The organism is Nocardiopsis sp. NPDC006139, assembly GCF_040614155.1.
GTDB lineage: Bacteria > Actinomycetota > Actinomycetes > Streptosporangiales > Streptosporangiaceae > Nocardiopsis > Nocardiopsis changdeensis.
On sequence record NZ_JBEXTT010000003.1, the window covers coordinates 314,614 to 332,423 of the forward strand.

The 17,810-nt window shown below is 74.0% G+C and carries 16 protein-coding genes; 6 read left to right on the forward strand and 10 right to left on the reverse strand.

Annotation, left to right across the window (positions count from 1 at the left end):
* The first annotated feature begins 5 nt into the window (after window positions 1–5).
* Complete coding sequence (locus ABZ249_RS05800) at window positions 6–218, forward strand: YbdD/YjiX family protein (protein ID WP_220564284.1); 213 nt, start codon at window positions 6–8, stop codon at window positions 216–218.
* Between the two features lie 69 nt (window positions 219–287).
* Window positions 288–674 carry a MauE/DoxX family redox-associated membrane protein gene (locus ABZ249_RS05805; protein ID WP_355257772.1) on the forward strand — a complete coding sequence of 129 codons (387 nt, stop codon included), beginning with the start codon at window positions 288–290 and terminating at the stop codon, window positions 672–674.
* Between the two features lie 19 nt (window positions 675–693).
* Here the strand turns inward: ABZ249_RS05805 and ABZ249_RS05810 are convergent, their stop codons facing one another.
* Together ABZ249_RS05810 and ABZ249_RS05815 are read right to left on the reverse strand one after the other, a co-directional pair.
* On the reverse strand, window positions 694–3,261 hold the full coding sequence (locus ABZ249_RS05810) for a hypothetical protein (protein ID WP_355257775.1): 2,568 nt from the start codon (window positions 3,259–3,261) through the stop codon (window positions 694–696).
* Between the two features lie 160 nt (window positions 3,262–3,421).
* Window positions 3,422–3,934 (reverse strand): hypothetical protein, encoded by a 513-nt coding sequence (locus ABZ249_RS05815; protein ID WP_355257778.1) that lies wholly within the window; start codon window positions 3,932–3,934, stop codon window positions 3,422–3,424.
* 54 nt (window positions 3,935–3,988) lie between these two features.
* Here ABZ249_RS05815 and ABZ249_RS05820 point away from each other — a divergent pair, with 54 nt between their 5' ends.
* Window positions 3,989–5,416, forward strand: a complete 1,428-nt coding sequence (locus ABZ249_RS05820; protein WP_355257781.1) for a cellulase family glycosylhydrolase — start codon at window positions 3,989–3,991, stop codon at window positions 5,414–5,416.
* 126 nt (window positions 5,417–5,542) lie between these two features.
* On the opposite strand, the gene hisG is transcribed toward ABZ249_RS05820, so the two are convergent.
* The 3 genes from hisG to ABZ249_RS05835 form a co-directional block, all read right to left on the reverse strand.
* Window positions 5,543–6,397 carry an ATP phosphoribosyltransferase gene (gene hisG, locus ABZ249_RS05825; protein WP_220564280.1) on the reverse strand — a complete coding sequence of 285 codons (855 nt, stop codon included), beginning with the start codon at window positions 6,395–6,397 and terminating at the stop codon, window positions 5,543–5,545.
* 78 nt (window positions 6,398–6,475) lie between these two features.
* Window positions 6,476–6,739 carry a phosphoribosyl-ATP diphosphatase gene (locus ABZ249_RS05830; protein ID WP_306367642.1) on the reverse strand — a complete coding sequence of 88 codons (264 nt, stop codon included), beginning with the start codon at window positions 6,737–6,739 and terminating at the stop codon, window positions 6,476–6,478.
* 139 nt (window positions 6,740–6,878) lie between these two features.
* Window positions 6,879–7,706, reverse strand: coding sequence for an SDR family NAD(P)-dependent oxidoreductase (locus tag ABZ249_RS05835; RefSeq protein ID WP_220564278.1), 828 nt, complete (start codon window positions 7,704–7,706; stop codon window positions 6,879–6,881).
* Window positions 7,707–7,847: 141 nt separating this feature from the next.
* Between ABZ249_RS05835 and ABZ249_RS05840 the strand changes: the two genes are divergently transcribed.
* A complete protein-coding gene (locus ABZ249_RS05840; protein ID WP_220564277.1) occupies window positions 7,848–8,549 on the forward strand; it encodes a methyltransferase in 702 nt (233 codons plus the stop codon).
* A 28-nt stretch (window positions 8,550–8,577) separates the two neighbouring features.
* Here the strand turns inward: ABZ249_RS05840 and ABZ249_RS05845 are convergent, their stop codons facing one another.
* Both ABZ249_RS05845 and ABZ249_RS05850 read right to left on the reverse strand, forming a co-directional pair.
* Window positions 8,578–10,488: a hypothetical protein gene (locus ABZ249_RS05845; RefSeq protein WP_355257787.1), complete on the reverse strand. Its 1,911-nt coding sequence runs from the start codon at window positions 10,486–10,488 to the stop codon at window positions 8,578–8,580.
* Between the two features lie 58 nt (window positions 10,489–10,546).
* The gene (locus tag ABZ249_RS05850) at window positions 10,547–10,705 is read right to left on the reverse strand and encodes a hypothetical protein (RefSeq protein WP_355257790.1); all 159 of its coding nucleotides are present in this window, start codon (window positions 10,703–10,705) and stop codon (window positions 10,547–10,549) included.
* Window positions 10,706–11,210: 505 nt separating this feature from the next.
* Here ABZ249_RS05850 and ABZ249_RS05855 point away from each other — a divergent pair.
* On the forward strand, window positions 11,211–13,577 hold the full coding sequence (locus ABZ249_RS05855) for a trehalase-like domain-containing protein (RefSeq protein ID WP_355257793.1): 2,367 nt from the start codon (window positions 11,211–11,213) through the stop codon (window positions 13,575–13,577).
* A gap of 73 nt (window positions 13,578–13,650) precedes the next feature.
* On the opposite strand, the gene ABZ249_RS05860 is transcribed toward ABZ249_RS05855, so the two are convergent.
* Complete coding sequence (locus ABZ249_RS05860; protein ID WP_355257796.1) at window positions 13,651–14,436, reverse strand: SDR family oxidoreductase; 786 nt, start codon at window positions 14,434–14,436, stop codon at window positions 13,651–13,653.
* A 120-nt stretch (window positions 14,437–14,556) separates the two neighbouring features.
* On the opposite strand from ABZ249_RS05860, the gene ABZ249_RS05865 reads away from it, so the two are divergent.
* Entirely contained in the window at window positions 14,557–15,222 is a 666-nt protein-coding gene (locus tag ABZ249_RS05865; RefSeq protein WP_355257799.1) for a TetR family transcriptional regulator, read from the forward strand.
* A gap of 76 nt (window positions 15,223–15,298) precedes the next feature.
* Here ABZ249_RS05865 and ABZ249_RS05870 read toward each other — a convergent pair whose 3' ends face one another.
* Window positions 15,299–15,994, reverse strand: coding sequence for a hypothetical protein (locus ABZ249_RS05870; protein ID WP_355257802.1), 696 nt, complete (start codon window positions 15,992–15,994; stop codon window positions 15,299–15,301).
* Window positions 15,995–16,224: 230 nt separating this feature from the next.
* Window positions 16,225–17,631: a dihydrolipoyl dehydrogenase gene (gene lpdA, locus ABZ249_RS05875; protein ID WP_220564266.1), complete on the reverse strand. Its 1,407-nt coding sequence runs from the start codon at window positions 17,629–17,631 to the stop codon at window positions 16,225–16,227.
* Window positions 17,632–17,810: the final 179 nt, after the last annotated feature.

The window sequence follows — 17,810 nt, forward strand, 5'->3', positions numbered from 1 at the left end:
GGACGATGACGACGGGCTCGGCACTCGGTCCGAGGCTGCTGCACGGACTGCGCGAGGCGTGGCAGATCGCCCGCGGGGTCGTGGGCGAGCGGGCCTACGAGATCTACCTGGAGCACCACAACCGGGAGCACCCGGGCGAGGAGCCCATGAGCGAGCGCGTCTTCTGGCGCCACCACACGGACAAGGGCGACACGAATCCCGGGTCGCGCTGCTGCTAGGTGACGGGGGTCCCGGAGTCCGCTCCGGGGCCCTTCCGCGTTTTATGACCCGCGGGTAACTTAGGGGTCGTGACGAAGAACCCGCGCACGGCCGCCCCGTACGCCCTCGGCGGCCTGTTCCTGGCCTCGGCCGTACTGCACTTCATCGCCCCGAAGCCGTTCGAGGCGATCATGCCGCGCTCCCTGCCCGCGCCGCGCGCCTGGGTGTACGGCAGCGGCGTCGCCGAGGCCGCGTGCGGCCTGGGCCTGCTGACCCGCCGCCGCTGGGCGGGGCCGGCCAGCGCCGCCCTCCTCCTCGCCGTGTGGCCCGCCAACATCCGGATGGCCATGGACTCGGGCACGGGGCGCCTGCCCGGCCCGGCCGACAACCGCATCGTGGCCTGGGGGCGCGTCCCGCTCCAGATCCCGCTCATCTGGGCCGCGCTCCAGTCCCGCCCCGAGCCCCCGGCCTCCTAGGAGGCCGGCGGTACGGCGGTCAGGACTTCCAGGACGGGCCCCACCCGCTGCTGTCGGAGACCCCCTCCGGCATGGGCTCTAGCAGCCCGGCGCCGGGCGGCTCGCGGTCCGCCTCGGGTCCCGGAGCGATCGACGGCTCCGCCTCGACCTCCCAGCGGTCCGCGGGAGGCGGCGGCACCAACGAGGCTCCCGGAGGCGCGCTCGCCCCACCGCTCCCGAAGGCGTCCCACGTCCCCTGCGCCCCGGTGGCCCCGGCCGACCCGCCGTGCTCGGAGGCCCCGCCGCCCACCTCGGCGGCCGGGCGGCCACCCGAGCCGTCACCCGCCCCGGCGACATCGCCGTACCCGGACGCATCCGCGTACCCGGGAGCACCGGCCCCAGCCGTGTCTCCGTACGCACCAGAGGCCCCAGCGGCACCACCGTGTCCAGGGGCACCGTGCCCGGAAACACCATGCGCACCCGGGGCCCCGGTCACATCTGCATAGCCAGAGGCCCCAGCCGCACCGCCGTGCCCGGGGGCACCGACCGCATCTGCGTAGCCAGGGGCACCGTGCCCACCAGAAACACCAGCCGTGTCTCCGAACCCGGAAGCACCGGGCGCACCCGCACCGCCCGCACCACCATGGCCAGAGCCACCGTACGCACCAGAGGTATCAGCGACACCCGAGGCACCAGAGCCACCGCTATGTCCGGGCGCACCATGGCCACCAGAAGCACCGGCCGCATCCGCGTAGCCGGAGGCACCGTGTGCCCCGGGCGCATCCGCGTAGCCGGAGGCACCGTGTGCCCCGGGCGCATCCGCGTAGCCAGAGGTCCCAGGCGCACCGGCCGCACCCCCGTGCCCAGGAGCACCGTGCCCACCAGAAACACCGGGTGCATCTGCGTACCCGGAGGCCCCAGGCGCACCGCCATGTCCAGGGGCACCATGCCCACTCGGGGCACCGGCCGTGTCTCCGTACCCGGAGGCGCCATGCGCCCCGGGCACACCACCGTGTCCAGAGGCACCATGCCCACTCGGAGCACCAGCCGTGTCTCCGTACCCGGAAACACCGGGCGCACCCGCACCTACAGCACCGCCATGACCGGAGTCACCGTACGTACCAGAGGTCCCAGCTGCGCCCGGGGCACCGGCGACACCACCGTGCCCGTGGGCACCCGGGGCACCGGCCGCAGGCGTCCAGCCACCCGGGACATCACCGGCCCCCGGCACACCGGGGGCACCGCCGTGTCCAGGGGCACCGTGCCCACCAGGGACCCCGGCCGCATCCGTGTACCCGGGGGCGCTGTAGGCGCCCGAAGGCCCGGACGCGTCGGCGCCGGCGGGGCCGCCGTGACCGTGGGAGCCGGAGTCGCCCTCGTACGCCGCGGCGGTGTGCGCACCGGAGGCGCCCGAGGCGCCGACCGCGTTCCAGGAGTCGTCGGCGTCCCGGGGGCCGGGACGGCCCGGAGCCGGCGCCGCGTCGGCGGGGCTCCAGTCCTCCGGCGGCACGTCCACCACCGGGGACGTCTCCTCCTGGCTCTGCACCAGGGGGTGCACGACGGTGCCCGCCGGGTGCACCCGCCCCCACCAGGCGGCGGCCTCGTCGCGCCCCAGCTCCTCCTCGACCCGCAGCCACCCCGGGATGTGCGGGTGGCGGCGGCCGGTCCGCCAGGTGTGCTTGAGGGAGATCGGCTCCAGCACCAGCACCCGCTCGCCGTCGACGACCGGCACCGATCCCGGCGTCGCCTCGTTGCCCACCCACATGCCGTCGCCGCCGACCAGGTCCCACTCGCCCTCGACGATCGACAGCCGCGGGTCGTCGCGCAGGTCGGTGGCGGACGCCACCCAGTCCGGCATCGGCCGCTGCCCCGGCACGCCCCGGCCCTCCGGGCCGATGAGCGCGTCGGCCAGCAGCGTGTGCAGCTGGAAGTTGTCCCCCACACCGTCGAAGCGCACCCGGAAGGCGCGCCCCGACGCCCGGTCCAGGACGAGCATCCGGTCGGCCTCGGCCATCAGCAGCAGCTCGTACACCTCGCCGAACTCCTCGACGTGGCGGCGCATCCGGGAGGACAGCGCCTGCAGCTCGGCGAGCCCCCGCGGGTCATGGCGCAGCGCGGCGCGCACCTCGGCGTCGCCCAGCACGGCGCGGATCGCGATCCCGTACGGCTGCATGGTCGCCCACGAGGCGAGCGAGTACATGTCGGCGTCGCCCAGCACCGGGGTCACCCGCGCCCGGTGCGACTCGCCGGTCTCCCGCGGGTGCGGCGGGTCGTCCTCGCCCGTCGACTCCCAGGCGTCCGCGAACCGCAGCGCCTGCGCGCCGACCTCCCGCGCGCGTCGGGTGATCTCGACCCCGGCGGGCCCGGCCGGGGTCCCCACCTCGACGAGGGCGCCGCACAGCACCGCCAGGTCGGCGACGGCCCCCAGGGCGATCCGCTCCGGCGTGCGGAGACGTTCGGCGATGGCCGCGAGCGCGGCGGCCCGCTCCTCGACGGGAACGTGCCCGGCCAGCTGGAACAGCGTTCCGGCGAGCGGTAGAACCTCGTGGGGCCGCGACTGGGCGGCCTCGACGACGTCGGCGACGGCGCGGCGGAAGTCTTCGATCATTCGGGCATCGTGACACAGTCCTCCGTCAGTGCCGGAGTCCTCCCCCGGAAACGACCACCTTCGGCCACGGGGGATCACCGTGGGCGAACAGCGCGTGAACACCATCAAACCGACGGACGACGGGTTCAGGTGCGTCCGAAACCCCGTCCCACCCGGGTCTTCAGGCCGCCACCGCCGCCCGCGGCCGGGTCGCCAGCCGGGCGAATCCGCAGATCCAGCCCAGTGTCGAACCCCACAGCAGCCCCGTGACCAGCCCGCCCGCGAGCATCGCGTACCACCCGGCGGGGCCCAGCCCCATCTCCCAGGCGGGCAGCAGGGCGCGCGGCACACCGGCGGCCGCCGCCCCGAGGGCGAACGCGCCCCACCCCGCCAGGAAAGCCCGGACGGCGGAGGCGTCGGGGCGGCGCGCCACGGACCGCGCCGTCGCCCACCACACGACGGCGACGAGCACGGCCACCCCGGCCAGCTCGGCGGCGAGCGCCGACCAGGGCTGTTCGCCCAGCGGCGCGAACCGCAGCCCGGGCACGGCGAACGGCGCCCCCAGGGCGCTGGGCAGCAGCAGCCAGGCGCCCCGCGCGCCCAGCCAGGTGAGGAAGCCGGTGGTGCCGAACAGCAGACACGGCAGCAGCGCGGCGGCGGAGGCGGCCGCCGGGATATTGCGAATAAGATTCACGTTTTGCAGGATAGTGACGTACGTCTCTTTTCCCCACCCCCCGAAGGACGCGACTTGAAACGTCTCGCGGCGGTCCTCGCCGTCCTGGTCCTGCTGCCCGGCCTGCTCGCCGCGGCCACCCGGCACGACCCGGGACCCACCCGCTACATCACCGACGACCGGGGGCGCGCCCTGTTCCTGCACGGCTTCAACACCTCCGGCTCGGCCAAGTCCGACCCCGAGCGCCTCCCCTGGATCACCGAGGACGCCGTCCAGGCCGAGTACGACCTCATGGGGACCAACTTCGTCCGCTTCCTCATCCAGTGGCAGGCGCTGGAGCCCGAACGCGGCGTCTACGACGAGGACTACCTCGACGCCGTCGCCGAGCGCGTCGACTGGTACGCCGAACGCGGCTACCACGTCCTCCTCGACATGCACCAGGACCTCTACGGCCGCTACACCAGCCCGCAGGAGCACTCCGGCAACGGCGCCCCGCGGTGGGCCACCCACAACGACGGCCTGCCGGTGGAGTCCCAGGACATGTGGGAGCTGGTCTACCTGGAGCCGGGCGTCATGCGCTCCTTCGACCACTTCTGGAACACCACCGGCGAGCACCCGTACCTCATGGACGACTACGCCGCCGCCTGGAACCACGTGGCCGCCCGCTTCGCCGACGAGCCCGCCGTCCTGGGCTACGACCTCATGAACGAGCCGTTCGGCGGCAGCCTCCAGGGCCCGGACTTCGAGGCCGGCCCCCTGGCCGAGCTGTACCGGCGCTGCCTGGAGCGCATCCGCGAGGTCGACCAGGACGCCTGGATCTTCGTCGAGGGCCAGGCCGTGGGCGTCAACTGGGGCTTCCCCTCCGCGCTCCCCCGCTTGGAGGACCCGCGCGAGGGCGGGCCCCGCATCGCCTACGCCCCGCACGCCTACCCGCTGCCCATGGACCTCGGGCGGCCCTACGAGGGCGACTCCCGCGCGACCGTGGACCGCAGCATCGACCTGTGGTCCGACAGCGTCCGCGTCACCGCCGAACGCCTGGGGGCGCCGATCGTGCTGGGCGAGTTCGGCCTGGACATGTCGGGCCCGGGCGCGGACGCCTACGTGCGCCGCATGCTTGAGGAGACCGAGTCGATGGCCTCCGGCCGCGCCTACTGGTCCAACGACCACGACGGCTGGGGGCCGTGGGCGGACACCGACCTCACCCCGGGGCCGCTGGCGGAGGTCATGTCCCGCGCCTACCCCCGGGCGGTGGCGGGGCGGCCGGTGGAGGTCTCCTACGACGCCGGACCGGCCCGGTTCCGGCTCCGGTTCACCGAACGCGAGGGCGTGTCGGGCCCCACCGAGATCCACCTCCCGGCGCACGCCTTCCCCGACCACGAGCTCACCGTGGACGCCCCGGACGGCTGGACCTCCGACTGGGACGCGGAGCGCCGCGTGCTGTCCGTCGAGATCCCGGACCACGGGGAGGGCACGGAGTACACCATCACCGTCGTCCCCGCCTGAGCGTCCCGCCCGGCCCGCACCGGTACCCCCGTCGGAGGGCGGCGGCCGCCCGCACCCTCCGGGACGCACGCCCCGGACGCGCGGAGGGGCCCGCGGTCGCCCGCGGGCCCCTCCTCCACCCGCCGCCTACAGGCGGCAGGCGTAGATGTCCGTCACCAGGATCGCCCGGGCGCCCAGCTGCCACAGGTCGTCCATGATCCGCTGGGCGTCCCGGCGCGGCACCATCGACCGCACCGCCACCCAGCCCTCCCGGTGCAGGGGGGACACCGTCGGGCCCTCCATGCCGGGGGTCAGCGCCACCGCCGCCTCCAGGCGCTCGGCGTGCACGTCGTAGTCCATCATCACGTAGTCGCGGGCGACCAGGACGCCGCGCAGCCGCCGCAGCAGGGTGTCGAACTTGGCGTCGGGTCCGGCGTCCACGGGGCGGATCAGCACCGCCTCCGACACCAGGATCGGCTCCCCGAACGTCTCCAGCCCCGCCTGGCGCAGCGTGGTGCCGGTCGACACCACGTCGGCGACGGCGTCGGCCACCCCCAGCTGGACGGAGCTCTCCACCGCGCCGTCCAGGTGGATGACGCGCGCGTCGACCCCCTCCTTCTCCAGGTAGGAGCGGAGCAGCCCGTCGAACGACGTGGCGACGCGCTTGCCGTCGAGGTCGGCGACCGTCATGTTCGCGCCGTTGGGCGCGGCGAACCGGAACGTGGACCCCCCGAACCCCAGCGGCAGCACCTCGTCCACGGGGGCGCCGGAGTCCAGCAGCATGTCGCGGCCGGTGATCCCGGCCTGCAGGATGCCCTCGCCGACGTACACGGCGATGTCCTTGGGGCGCAGGAAGAAGAACTCGGTCTCGTTGTCCGGGTCGACCATCACCAGGTCGCGGCTGCTCTTGCGCTGCCGGTAGCCGGCCTCGCGCAGCATCTCGACGGCGGGCTCGGACAGCTGGCCCTTGTTGGGCACGGCGATTCTCAGCATGTCGGGCATGTGTTCTGGCTTTCGTGTTGGCTCTGCGTGTTCGAAGACGTCGAGCGGCCGTACGCGCCGTGGTCGGGGCGCGCCGACCTACAGATGCTTGTAGACGTCTTCCAGCCGCAGGCCACGGGCCAGCATCAGGACCTGGAGGTGGTAGAGGAGCTGCGAGATCTCTTCGGCGGCCTGCTCGTCGGATTCGTACTCCGCGGCCATCCAGACCTCGGCCGCCTCCTCGACGACCTTCTTGCCGATGGCATGGACGCCGGCGTCGAGCTGGGCGACGGTCCCGGACCCCTCGGGTCGGGTGCGCGCCTTCTCGGACAGCTCGGCGAACAGCTCTTCGAAGGTCTTCATGGTGTCTTTCCTCGACCGACAGTGCACTGACAAGCCTAGGCGTTGCGGCCACCATCCGCTGCACGCGGGGGCGGGAGTCTCACCATGCGGTCGGGGAACACGTCACATCCGCCGCCGCGCCCGCCCCGGCACCGGCCCGTCACACCATGCGGCGGGCCACCAGCCGCACCAGGGAGCGCGGCAGGACCTTGAGCAGGCCGTCGGCGGTCTTGTACTGGGCTCCGGGGACCACGTGGGAGCGCCCGGCAGCCCAGGCCCGCAGCGAGTCGCGGACGATGTGCTCCTTGGGCACGAACGCGAACTCGGGCAGCCCCTTCTCCTGGACGCCCCGGGTCATGTCGGTGCGCACGAACCCGGGCAGCACCACGGTGACGGACACACCCCTGCCCCGCACCTCCGCGGACACGCTCTCGCTCCACAGGGTGAGGAACTTCTTGCCCGCCCCGTACACCGAACCGCCGGGGTTCACGGCGGGCTCCCCGGCCAGCGAGGAGACGGTGATGACACCGAGCCTGGCCTGCTCCCCGGCCTCACGGCGGGCGATCTGCACCGGCAGCACGGCCCGGGTCAGCTGGAGGACGGCCCGCACGTTGAGTTCGAGCATGGCGTCGATGTCGGCGGGGTCCTGTTCGGTGAACGCTCCGCCGTCGCCGCGCCCGGCGTTGTTGACGAGCAGGTCGACGGCGGGGCGCTCCCCCGTGCCGTCGGCGGTGAGGCGCCCGGCGACCGCGTCCACCCCGCCGCGCGAGCCGAGGTCGGCGGGCAGGACCTCGACGGGGGTGCCGTAGATGTCGCGGATCTCCTCGGCCAGCGACTCCAGGAGCTCCTTGCGCCGGGCCACCAGCACCAGGCCGTAGCCGCGCTGGGCCAGGCGGCGCGCGTACTCCTCGCCGATGCCGGAGGAGGCGCCTGTCACCAGCGCCGTCCGGGGGTGCTCGGTACGGGTGCCCTCGTCCGCTTCGCTCATGGGGCCAGCCTAACCACCACGGTCGGCGCGGTGCCGCGGCCGGGGTTCCCGCCGGGGCGGTGGGATGGTCCACACCCGCAATTCACGGCGCGGGAACACCGGTGTCTCCCATCGGAGGCCGCCAGGGGTTAGCGTTCGGTTATGTCCGAGACAAAGAGCACCGCCGGACCCCTCGCCGCCCTCGACGAACGCCTGCGCGACACCAGGCTGTTCTTCACCCAGGCGCTGCGGACGTTCCATGCCACCGGTTCCATCCTGCCCAGCAGCCCAGCGCTGGCCCGGGCGATGGCCGAACACGTCCGTGTCCGTCCGGTACCCGACGAGCCGCTGCGGATCATGGAGGTGGGCGCGGGCACGGGGGCCATCACCCGCGGGATCGCCGCCGCCATGCGTCCGGGGGACACCGCCGACCTGGTGGAGGCCAACCCCGAGTTCGCCGCCCACCTCGAACACCTGCTGGAGACCGACCCCGCGCTGTCACCGATCGCCGCGCAGGCGCGGGTGCACGCCAAGCTGGTCGGCGACATGGGCACCGACCGCACCTACGACGTGATCCTGTCGGGGCTGCCGTTCGCGAACTTCACCGCCGACGCCGTCCGGGAGATCCTGGAGTACTACTTCGAGGTGCTGCGCCCCGGCGGCCACCTCTCCTTCTACGGCTACCTGTACACGAAGGAGGTGAAGGCGGTCATCGCCCGGCGCGAGGACTACCTGCGCCAGGCGCGCACCAGCTGGGTGGTGCAGGACTGGATCGACCGTTACGGCGTCCGGTCCGACCGGGTGATCGCCAACGTCCCGCCCGCGTTCGTGCACCACCTGCGCAAGCCCGAGAAGACCTCGTGACCGCCGGGGCCCGCCCGGTGCGGGCCCCTCAGCCCCTTCCTCCGATCCGGGCGACCGCGTCGCGCAGCAGGGCGGTCAGGTCCCGGTCCTGGGCGATACCGCGCCTGCTCAGAGCCCGCGGCGACACGTGGGCGGTGCGGTCGGAGCCGAGCAGCGCGCGCAGCCGCGGCAGCGCCCGCCCGGCGGGGGGACCGATCCCGCCGAGCAGGCGCACGGCGGCCGTGCCGGTGCCGGTGAGCACCCGCTCCCCCAGGTAGGGGTGGTCGGTGTCGAGCAGCGCGGCGAGCACCGCACGCGTGTCCCCGGTGACCCGCCACAGGGCGTGCAGGGCCCGGGCGTCGTGCGCCCCCCGCAGGTCCGTGTACTCCCGCAGGTCGGCCTCGTAGCGGGCGGCGGCGGAACCGGCCTCGGCGAGCAGCGCCCACTCCCGGTCGTGCCACCGGGCGCCGAAGGGGCCGAGCAGGTCCAGCGCCGCCCCCGTGTCACCGGTGAGCCGCAGGTACGCGTGGGCCCGTCCGGGGCCGGCCGCGGACTCCCGCACCCGGTCGGCGTGCCGCGCCGCGGCGGGGCCGATCGCGGCCAGCACCGCCACCAGGCCGGGGTCGCGGTCGCCGCCGCCGAGCAGGCCGGCGACCGTGTCGGCCAGCGGGGCCGCGCGGGGACCCCACGCCGCCAGGGCGGGAGCCGCCCACCGGGCCTCCCAGGGGTCGCCCCCCATCCGTTCGCGCAGGTGCGGCAGCAGCTCGTCGGCCCAGGGCGCGAACGCCTCCATGGCCTCCTCGAACGTCGGGTCCCAGCCCCACGGGTCCCGGGAGGGGACCGGGTCGAACCCGAACAGCGGCAGGCCGGAGCGGGCCAGGAGGAGCCCGGGCGCGCGGGGGTCGCCGAGCCGGGCCAGGGCGAGCAGCGCCTGCGCGGCGTCGTCGCCGGGTTCCGCTGCGATGCCGGCCAGCCGGTCCGACCACGGGCGTGCCCGATCCCCGACCGCGGACAGCGACCGCACCGCCCACCGCCGGACCTCCGGGTCGGGGTCGTCCAGCAGCGGCGCGACCCGCCCGGCCCACGGCCCGGCCGCCGAACGGAACTCCCCGACCAGGTCCAGCGCCGCCCGCACGGCGGCCGCGCGCACCCGTGCGTCGGCGTGCCCGAGCAGGTCCCGGGCGACCCGTTCCCGCCCGTCGCGGTCCAGCGCCCGGTGGATCCAGACCTGGGCGTAGCGGAAGCGCCGGTCGTCACGGCCGTCGGCGCCCAGCCCGGCGGCCCGGAACCACCGGGGACACGGCTCCCGGACCAGGTCGTCCATGGCGGCCCGGGCGGTCGGCACCGGGTCCCCGAAGGCCCCGGACCCGACCAGCACCCGCTCGTCGCGGTCCCCGTTCTCGAACCGGTCGCGCAGCCATCCCGGAACCGGGCCGCCACGCCCGGTGAGCCGGACGGCGGCGGCCAGGAGACGGAGCCGGACCCCGGGGTCGGTCTCGGCCCCGTGGCGTTCGCGCAGGGCCTCCACCACGGCCGCGTCCCCGCCCCGCCCCCGGGCCAGGGCCTCGGCGGCCTTGACGCGCACCTCGGGGCAGGGGTCGGCCAGCAGGGGGAGCAGCGCCTCCCGCACGGTGGCCGGTGCGGGCAGGTCCCAGCCGGAGCACACGTCCCCGACGAGGTCGAGGGCGTCCAGCCGGACCTGCCGCGGGCGCACGGCATCGGCGGCCGCCCGCGCCAGGAACGGCAGCGCCGCGGGCACCGCCGACGGGAGCCGGTACCCGTACCCCCGGTCGGCGAGGCTCACGCAGAGGTCCTCGACGGCCCCGGCGGCCTCCGCGGGGTCCCCGGCGAGCGCCGCCGCGAGGTCGTCGCGGACCCCGGTGCCGTCCTGTCCGTGGCAGTCCACGAGATCGCCCCAGGGCACCCCGTCCAGCCCGCGCAGGCGTTCGTCATCGGCCATGGGCACCACCGAACAGCTCCGCCCACCGCAACGCAAGCCCCCTTTCGGAGGCCGGGCCTCACCCTCCTCCGACACGCGCGATGGCCCTGTCGAGCAGCGCCAGCAGGTCCCGGTCGTCGGCCACGTCGCGCCAGCCGGAGCTCAGGTTCCCCGGCCGCCGGGGGGCCGCCCGCAGCTCCCGCAGCCTCGGCAGCGCGGGCGCGGCCGCCGCGCCCATCGCCTCCAGCGCACTCAGCGCCCTCGCCCGGCTCCCGCGGGCCGGCGCCGACGAAAAAATCCCGATCGGCCGGTGGCACACCGCACACCATCCTCTCGGCCAAGAAGGGGAAGAGTCCCGGTCAAGTCGGCTTTGCGTGCTTTCTCCGCATTCGCAACGCTCGACGCCCCGCCTCCATCTCGGACACACCCTCGCCATTCACCCGAAACACCTCTAGAGTGACCTGCATCACGCCCCCCACGGGCCTCAGGGGCAACAGACCGCAGGTAGTCTCGCGTTGACTTCCGGAGGACCGGATCTTGACGCTGCGCGCGATCCCTTTCATCCACATCCGCGTTAAAAGTTCCTGAGATCTGCTTCAAGTCCCCTGAGGCCCCACCCGTGCCACAAGCCCCGGGTTCTACGTTTTCCACACCAGTCTCGTGTGAACCCGGCGTATGCGTACGGAGTCCTACAGATCACCCATTTTTCCCAGGTCGTTGCGTGGACCAGCGGAGGAGGCACAGTGACGCTCACCCAAACGGTGAACGCGGCCCCGGGCATGCCGGAAGAGCCCACCGGCGTGACCCCCGACCCCTTGTCCACCGATGCGCGCCGACGGGTGTCGGCACTGGCCCGCACCTCCCGGCTGCTGGTGGCCTGCGACTACGACGGAGCCCTGGCCCCGCTGGACGCGGACGGCCGTCCCGACCGCCGCCCGTTGCCCGAAGCGGTGCGCGCCCTACGCGAGCTGGCCGAACTCCCCGGCACGGTGTGCGCGGTCATCTCCGCCCGCCCGCTGCGCGACCTGGCCGCCCTGTCCCGGCTGCCCGGCGAGGTGCGCCTGGTCGGCGCCCACGGCACCGAGTTCGACACCGACCTGACCGCCGACCCCTCCGCGCACGGCAAGGCCGAGGCCCTGGAGGTCCTGCGCGGGCAGGTCGAGGCCACCGCGGTGCTGTACATGGGCGGCGGCGACGGCGAGGAGCCCGTCTTCCTGCACCTGTCCGGCGCCGACGCCGGGATCCGGGTCGGCGACACCACCGAACCCTCCGTGGCCGCCCACCGGGTGGCCGACACCCCGGCCGCCGCCCAGCTGCTCTCCCTGCTGGCCGCCGAGCGCCGATCCTGGGTGTTCGGGGAGCGCCCCACCCCGATCGAGCGCATGTCGCTGCTGTCCAATCAGTCCTCGGTCGCCCTCGTGGGCCCGGACGCCCGCCTGCTGTGGCTGTGCCACCCCGAGCCCGACTCCCCGGCCCTGTTCGCCGAACTGCTGGGCGGCCGCTCCGCCGGGGTGTTCGCGATCGCCCCCGCCCACAAGGGCCTGCCCCTGGGCCAGCGGTACGAGCGCGACACCATGACGGTGCGCACGCGCTTCTCGCGGCTGGAGGTCATCGACTACCTGGCCACCGACACCGCACCGGGCCGCACCGACCTGGTGCGGGTGATCACCGGGACCACCCCGGCCGTGGTGGAGTTCGCCCCGCGCCCCGACTTCGGCCGCGCCCCGGTGCGCATCACCCCCAAGGACGACGGCCTCGTCGTCGAGGGCGCCGAGTTCCCCATCGCCCTGTACTCGCCCGGCGTGTCCTGGCGCATCGACCACGACGGCGTGGACGACATCGCCTACGCCACCGTCCAGCCCACCTCCGAGCGCCCCGTGGTGCTGGAGCTGCGCTGCGGCACCGACTCCCTGGCCCCCGGCGACCTCCCCGAGGCCGAGCGGCGCCGCACCGGCGAGGCCGAGTGGGCCGACTGGCTCGGCGGGCTGTCCCTGCCCGAGACCGAGAGGCGGCTGGTGGCGCGCTCCGCGCTGACCCTGCGCGGGCTGTGCACCCCCACCGGCGGCGTCATGGCCGCGGCCACCACCTCCCTGCCCGAGGAGATCGGCGGCATCCGCAACTGGGACTACCGGTACTGCTGGCTGCGCGACGGGGCCCTGACCGTCCAGGCCCTGGTCGACCTCGGCTCCACCGCCGAGGCCGAGGCGTTCCTGGACTGGGTGCACCGCGTCGTGGAGACCCTCCCCGGCCCCGAGCTGCTCAAGCCCCTGTACTCGCTGCGCGGCACCGACCTGGGCCCCGAGGAGGTCATCGACTCCCTGTCCGGCTACGCCGGGTCCCGCCCCGTCCGGGTCGGCAACCTCGCCGACCACCAGGTGCAGCTCGACGTGTTCGGCCCCGTCGTGGAGCTCATCGCCCACCTCGCCCGGGTGCGCGGCACCCTGGCCGACCGCGACTGGGAGCTGGTCCAGGAGATGGCCCACGCCGTCGCCCGGCGCTGGCAGGAGCCCGACCACGGCATCTGGGAGGAGCGCGACGAGCCCCGGCACCGCGTCTACTCCAAGGTCATGTGCTGGCTCACCCTGGACCGCGCGCTCACCCTGGCGGCCGCCTACGACCGCGCCCCCGACCCCGGCTGGGAGCCCCTACGGGCACAGATCGCCGCCGAGGTCGTGGACAAGGGGTGGAACGCGGACGCGCAGGCGTTCACCACCGCCTACGACGGCACCGACCTGGACGCGGCCTCGCTGCACATCGGGCTGTCCGGGCTCATCGACCCCTCCGACGAGCGGTTCCAGGCCACCGTGACCGCCATCGAGGCCGAGCTGCGCAGCGGCCCCACCGTGTACCGGTACCACCGAGACGACGGCCTGCCCGGCGGCGAGGGCGGCTTCCACCTGTGCACGACCTGGCTGATCGAGGCCTACCTGGCCACGGGGCGCCGCGCGGAGGCCGAGGAGCTGTTCGCTCACCTGGTGGACTGCGCCGGTCCGACCGGCCTGCTGCCGGAGGAGTTCGACCCGGTGACCGAACGCGCGCTGGGCAACCACCCGCAGGCGTACTCCCACCTGGGCCTGATCCGCTGCGCCCGCCTCCTGGACCAGGGCTGACCGGTCCCGGGCACAACGGAAGGGGCCGTGCCGCGGATGTTCCGCGGCACGGCCCCTTTCTCGCTCCCCGGGGTCAGAAGTGGGTGCCGCCGTCGACGCGGACCTCGGTCCCGGTGATGAACGCACCGTCGTCGGAGGCCAGCATCGCCACCACCGAGGCCACCGTCTCCGGCCCGGCGAACCCCTGCCCGAGGGCGGGGCCGAGCTTGGCGAACAGGGCCATGTCGGCGTCGTCGGGCAGTCCGGGCCCGCGGCTCTGGCCGCTGGCGCCGCTGCCGTCGGTCATCCCGCTGGAGATGGAGCCGGGCTGCACGGCGGTGAAGCGGATCCCGGCGCCGGCGAACTCCGACGCCAGCGCGTGGGTCATCGACTGGATCCCGCCCTTGCTGGCCGCGTACGCCGCCATGTAGGGGTGGGCGAACGCCGCCGAGGTGGAGCTGAAGTTCACCACGGCGGGGCCGTTCCCCCGCTTCAGCTCGGGCAGCGCCTCGCGGATCACCAGGAACGTGCCGACCAGGTTGACGCGCAGCACCCGCTCGAAGTCCGCCAGCGCCGTCCGCTCGGTGTGCGAGGAGCGCAGGATCCCGGCGGCGTTGACGAGCGCGTCGAGCCCGCCCAGGGCCTCGACGGCGATGCCGACGCCGGTGCGCACCGAATCCTCGTCGGAGACGTCCAGGAACACCGTGGTCAGCCGCTCGGCCAGGTCCCCCGCCCGGTCGATGGTGTCCTTGAGCCCGGCCTCGCTGACGTCGGCGGCGACGACATTGCCGCCCTCGGCCAGCATGCGCAGCACGGTGGCCTGGCCGATGCCCGACCCGCCGCCGGTGACCAGGACCCGTCGTCCCTCGTAACGGTTCACGGCCCTTACCTCCTCCGCCGCGTCCGGCCGGGCGCGGCTTCGTGCATGAAATGTCCAATTGGCACAACATGCCACTCCGACTTTTTATGCCGCCCTGGGTGGGACTTAGGATCGAGCGCGATGGTCACCGCAGAATCCGGGGGGTCCCGCCCCTCCCTCACCGCCCGCCGCAAGGCCGCGACGCAGGTGGAGATCGCCCGGGCCGCCGCCCGGCTCTTCGCCGAGCGCGGCGTCGACAACACCACCGCCGAGGACATCGCAGCCGCCGCCGGGGTGGCGCTGCGCACGTTCTACCGGTACTTCCGCACCAAGCAGGACGCCGTCGCCCCGCTGCTCAGCACCGGTGCACAGCACTGGCGGGACGCGCTGGCCGCACTGGAGGAGCCCGCCGGCGACGGCGGGCCGACCCCGGGGCTGCCCGAGGCCGTCGAGCGGTCCGTCGTGGACGCCCTGACGCCCGGTGGGCCGGAGGAGGAGCGCGCCCTGGAGTGGACGCGCGCGCTGCTGCGCGCCGCCCGCGAGGACGCCACCCTGCGGACCGTCTGGTACCGGGTCAACCAGGAGTCGGAGGAGCTCCTGGTACCGCTGCTGGCGGCGGCCGCCGGCCGCCCCGACGATGACCTGACGGTGCGCCTGGCGGCGGCCGCCGTCACCGACGCCATCCGCCTGTCCATGGAGACCTGGTCCGCCGGGGACGCACCGCCCGGAGGAGAGGACGGCCCCGCCGCCCTGGCCGCGCGCTGCCTGCACGCCCTCGCCGGAGGGCTGCCCGACCTCCTGCGCTGACCGGGGGCGGACACGGCGGAGGCCGCCGGCGGTGCCGGCGGCCTCGACGTCCGTGTTCCCTGCGCCCCGGCCGGGGTCAGCCGCGCACCCGCTCCGCGGCCAGCATCACCACGCGCTCCAGGTCCTCGCGCGGCACCTCCCCGCCGTAGGCGATCGCGGTCACGTACAGCTCGCCCGGCAGCGACAGGTACAGGTGGCGGGTGCCGCCGTCCACCGTGCCCACGTACTCCAGGTCGCCGCCCAGGGAGTCGGACTCGTCCGTGTGGTAGGTGTCGACGTCCACGTCGATGTCCACCTCCCAGTTCATCTCCTCCTCGGCACCCGGCACCGCCACCACGTCGGGGCTCAGGCTCGGGTCGACGTTGAGGGTGAACACCAGGGTGAACGTGGCCGCGCCCGGCGTCCCGGAGCCGTCGCTGAACGAGCAGGTCAGCTGCTCGGCGTCGGCGAACCCCTCGACCTCGCCGCGGTCCTCGGCCAGCACGGTCCCCGGCGCGAGGTCCCCGACGACCTCCGCGGCGCCGGCCTCCGCGCACGACTCCGGCAGCGCGTACTGCGCGGCCTCCTCCTGCCCCTCCCCGTCCTCCGGGCTCGGGCTCGCGCTCGCCTCCGGGCTCGGGGACGCCTCCCCGTCCCCGGAGAAGAGGCCGAAGTCCGTGTCGAACTCGTCGAACTCGACGACGTCGCAGCCGACCAGGACGAAACCACCGATCACTGCGGCGGCGACGGCCGTGCCCAGGCACGACAGGGGGGAGGACGGGATCAGTCGCATGGGTGGCTCTCGGTGTCGGGAGTGTGCCGGACGAAAGGGGACGGTTCCGGCGGGGGACACAGGGAAACTTAGCAAGTCCGCCGCGGTCCGGCACAACAGGACGACGGACGGCCGCCGGGGCCGCGACCGCGCCCGGCGCGCCCGGCACCGGACACGGGGAAGGGCGCCGGGGACCGGCCCCGGCGCCCTTCGTTCCGCACGCCGCGGGACGGACCCCCGCGGCGGACGGCCTAGAAGTTGATCATGTGCCCGGACAGCCCGTGCACGGCCTCCTTGACGGCCTCGCTCAGCGTCGGGTGGGCGTGGATGTTGCGCGACACCTCGTGGACGGTCAGGTCCCACTGCTGGGCCAGGGTCAGCTCCGGCAGCAGCTCGGTGACGTCGGGGCCGATCATGTGGGCGCCCAGGATCTCCCCGTACTTGGCGTCGGAGAGGACCTTGACGAAACCGCGGCTGTCGCCGATGCCGTGCGCCTTGCCGTTGGCCATGAACGGGAACTTCGCGACCTGCACGTCGAACCCGGCCTCGCGGGCCTCGTTCTCGGTGTAGCCGAAGCTCGCGATCTGCGGCTGGCAGTAGGTGGCGCGCGGGATGAACTTGTAGTCGATCTCCTGGGTCTCGGCCCCGGCGATGGTCTCCACCGCGACGATGCCCATGGCCTCGGCGGTGTGGGCCAGCATCAGCTTGGCGGTGACGTCGCCGATCGCGAAGATGTGCGGCACGTTGGTGCGGCCCCGGCCGTCGATGGCGATGGCGCCCCGCTCGGTCAGCTCCACGCCGGTCTTCTCCAGGCCGTAGCCCTCGACGTTGGGCGCGAACCCGATGGCCTGGAGCAGCTTGTCGGCCTCCAGGACCTGCTGGTCGCCCCCGGTGGTGGTGACGGTGACCTTGACGTTGCTCCCGGTGTCCTCGACGCCCTCCACACGGGTGGAGGTCAGGACCTTGACGCCGAGCTTCTTGTAGGCGCGGGAGAGCTCCTTGGAGACCTCCTCGTCCTCCAGGGGGACGATGCGGTCCAGGAACTCGACGATGGTGACGTCCACGCCGTAGTTGGCCAGGACGTAGGCGAACTCGACGCCGATGGCGCCCGCTCCGGCGATGATGATGCTGCCGGGCAGCTCGGATTCGAGGATCTGCTCCTCGTAGGTGACGACCCGCTCCGACAGCTGCGTGCCGGGCAGCAGCTTGGTGGAGGAGCCGGCGGCGATCACCGCGTGGTCGAAGGTGACGGTCTCGCTGGAGCCGTCGCCGCCCGCGACCTCGATGGTGTGGTCGTCGACGAAGGTGCCGCGGCCGTCGATCTCGGTGATCTTGTTCTTCTTCATGAGGAAGTGGACGCCCTTGACGCGGCCGTCCGCGACCTCGCGGCTGCGGCTGAACGCCTTGCCGTAGTCGAACTCGACCTTGCCGTCGACCTTGATGCCGAAGAGGTCGGCCTCGTTGGTGAAGAGGTGGGCCAGCTCCGCGTTGCGCAGCAGGGCCTTGGAGGGGATGCAGCCCACGTTGAGGCAGACGCCGCCCCAGTACTTCTCCTCGATGACGGCGGTGTTCAGGCCGAGCTGGGCGGCCCGGATCGCGGCGACGTAGCCGCCCGGGCCCGCGCCGAGAACGACCAGATCGAAGTGTCGCTGCCCCATGACGGGATCTCCTTGAGTGTGCTCGTGACTCACCCAGCGCGGTCGGCCTGCCGGGGTGTCGGATTGCCGAACGCCAGCCTAGTCGGGTCCGTGCTCCCTGTGGGCGACCGCGGCTGCCGCGCCGGTCGGACACCGGCTCCCGGGGCGTCCACCTGCGTATTCCCGTCCGGGCCCAGGCC

Excerpts from the sequence above, each read along its gene's own strand:
- ABZ249_RS05840 (WP_220564277.1), top strand. The coding sequence starts at position 7,848 with ATGTCCGAGACAAAGAGCACCGCCGGACCCCTCGCCGCCCTCGACGAA.
- ABZ249_RS05800 (WP_220564284.1), top strand. The coding sequence starts at position 6 with ATGACGACGGGCTCGGCACTCGGTCCGAGGCTGCTGCACGGACTGCGC.
- lpdA (WP_220564266.1), bottom strand. The coding sequence starts at position 17,631 with ATGGGGCAGCGACACTTCGATCTGGTCGTTCTCGGCGCGGGCCCGGGC.
- ABZ249_RS05865 (WP_355257799.1), top strand. The coding sequence starts at position 14,557 with ATGGTCACCGCAGAATCCGGGGGGTCCCGCCCCTCCCTCACCGCCCGC.
- hisG (WP_220564280.1), bottom strand. The coding sequence starts at position 6,397 with ATGCCCGACATGCTGAGAATCGCCGTGCCCAACAAGGGCCAGCTGTCC.
- ABZ249_RS05830 (WP_306367642.1), bottom strand. The coding sequence starts at position 6,739 with ATGAAGACCTTCGAAGAGCTGTTCGCCGAGCTGTCCGAGAAGGCGCGC.
- ABZ249_RS05835 (WP_220564278.1), bottom strand. The coding sequence starts at position 7,706 with ATGAGCGAAGCGGACGAGGGCACCCGTACCGAGCACCCCCGGACGGCG.
- ABZ249_RS05845 (WP_355257787.1), bottom strand. The coding sequence starts at position 10,488 with ATGGCCGATGACGAACGCCTGCGCGGGCTGGACGGGGTGCCCTGGGGC.
- ABZ249_RS05810 (WP_355257775.1), bottom strand. The coding sequence starts at position 3,261 with ATGATCGAAGACTTCCGCCGCGCCGTCGCCGACGTCGTCGAGGCCGCC.
- ABZ249_RS05850 (WP_355257790.1), bottom strand. The coding sequence starts at position 10,705 with ATGGGCGCGGCGGCCGCGCCCGCGCTGCCGAGGCTGCGGGAGCTGCGG.
- ABZ249_RS05870 (WP_355257802.1), bottom strand. The coding sequence starts at position 15,994 with ATGCGACTGATCCCGTCCTCCCCCCTGTCGTGCCTGGGCACGGCCGTC.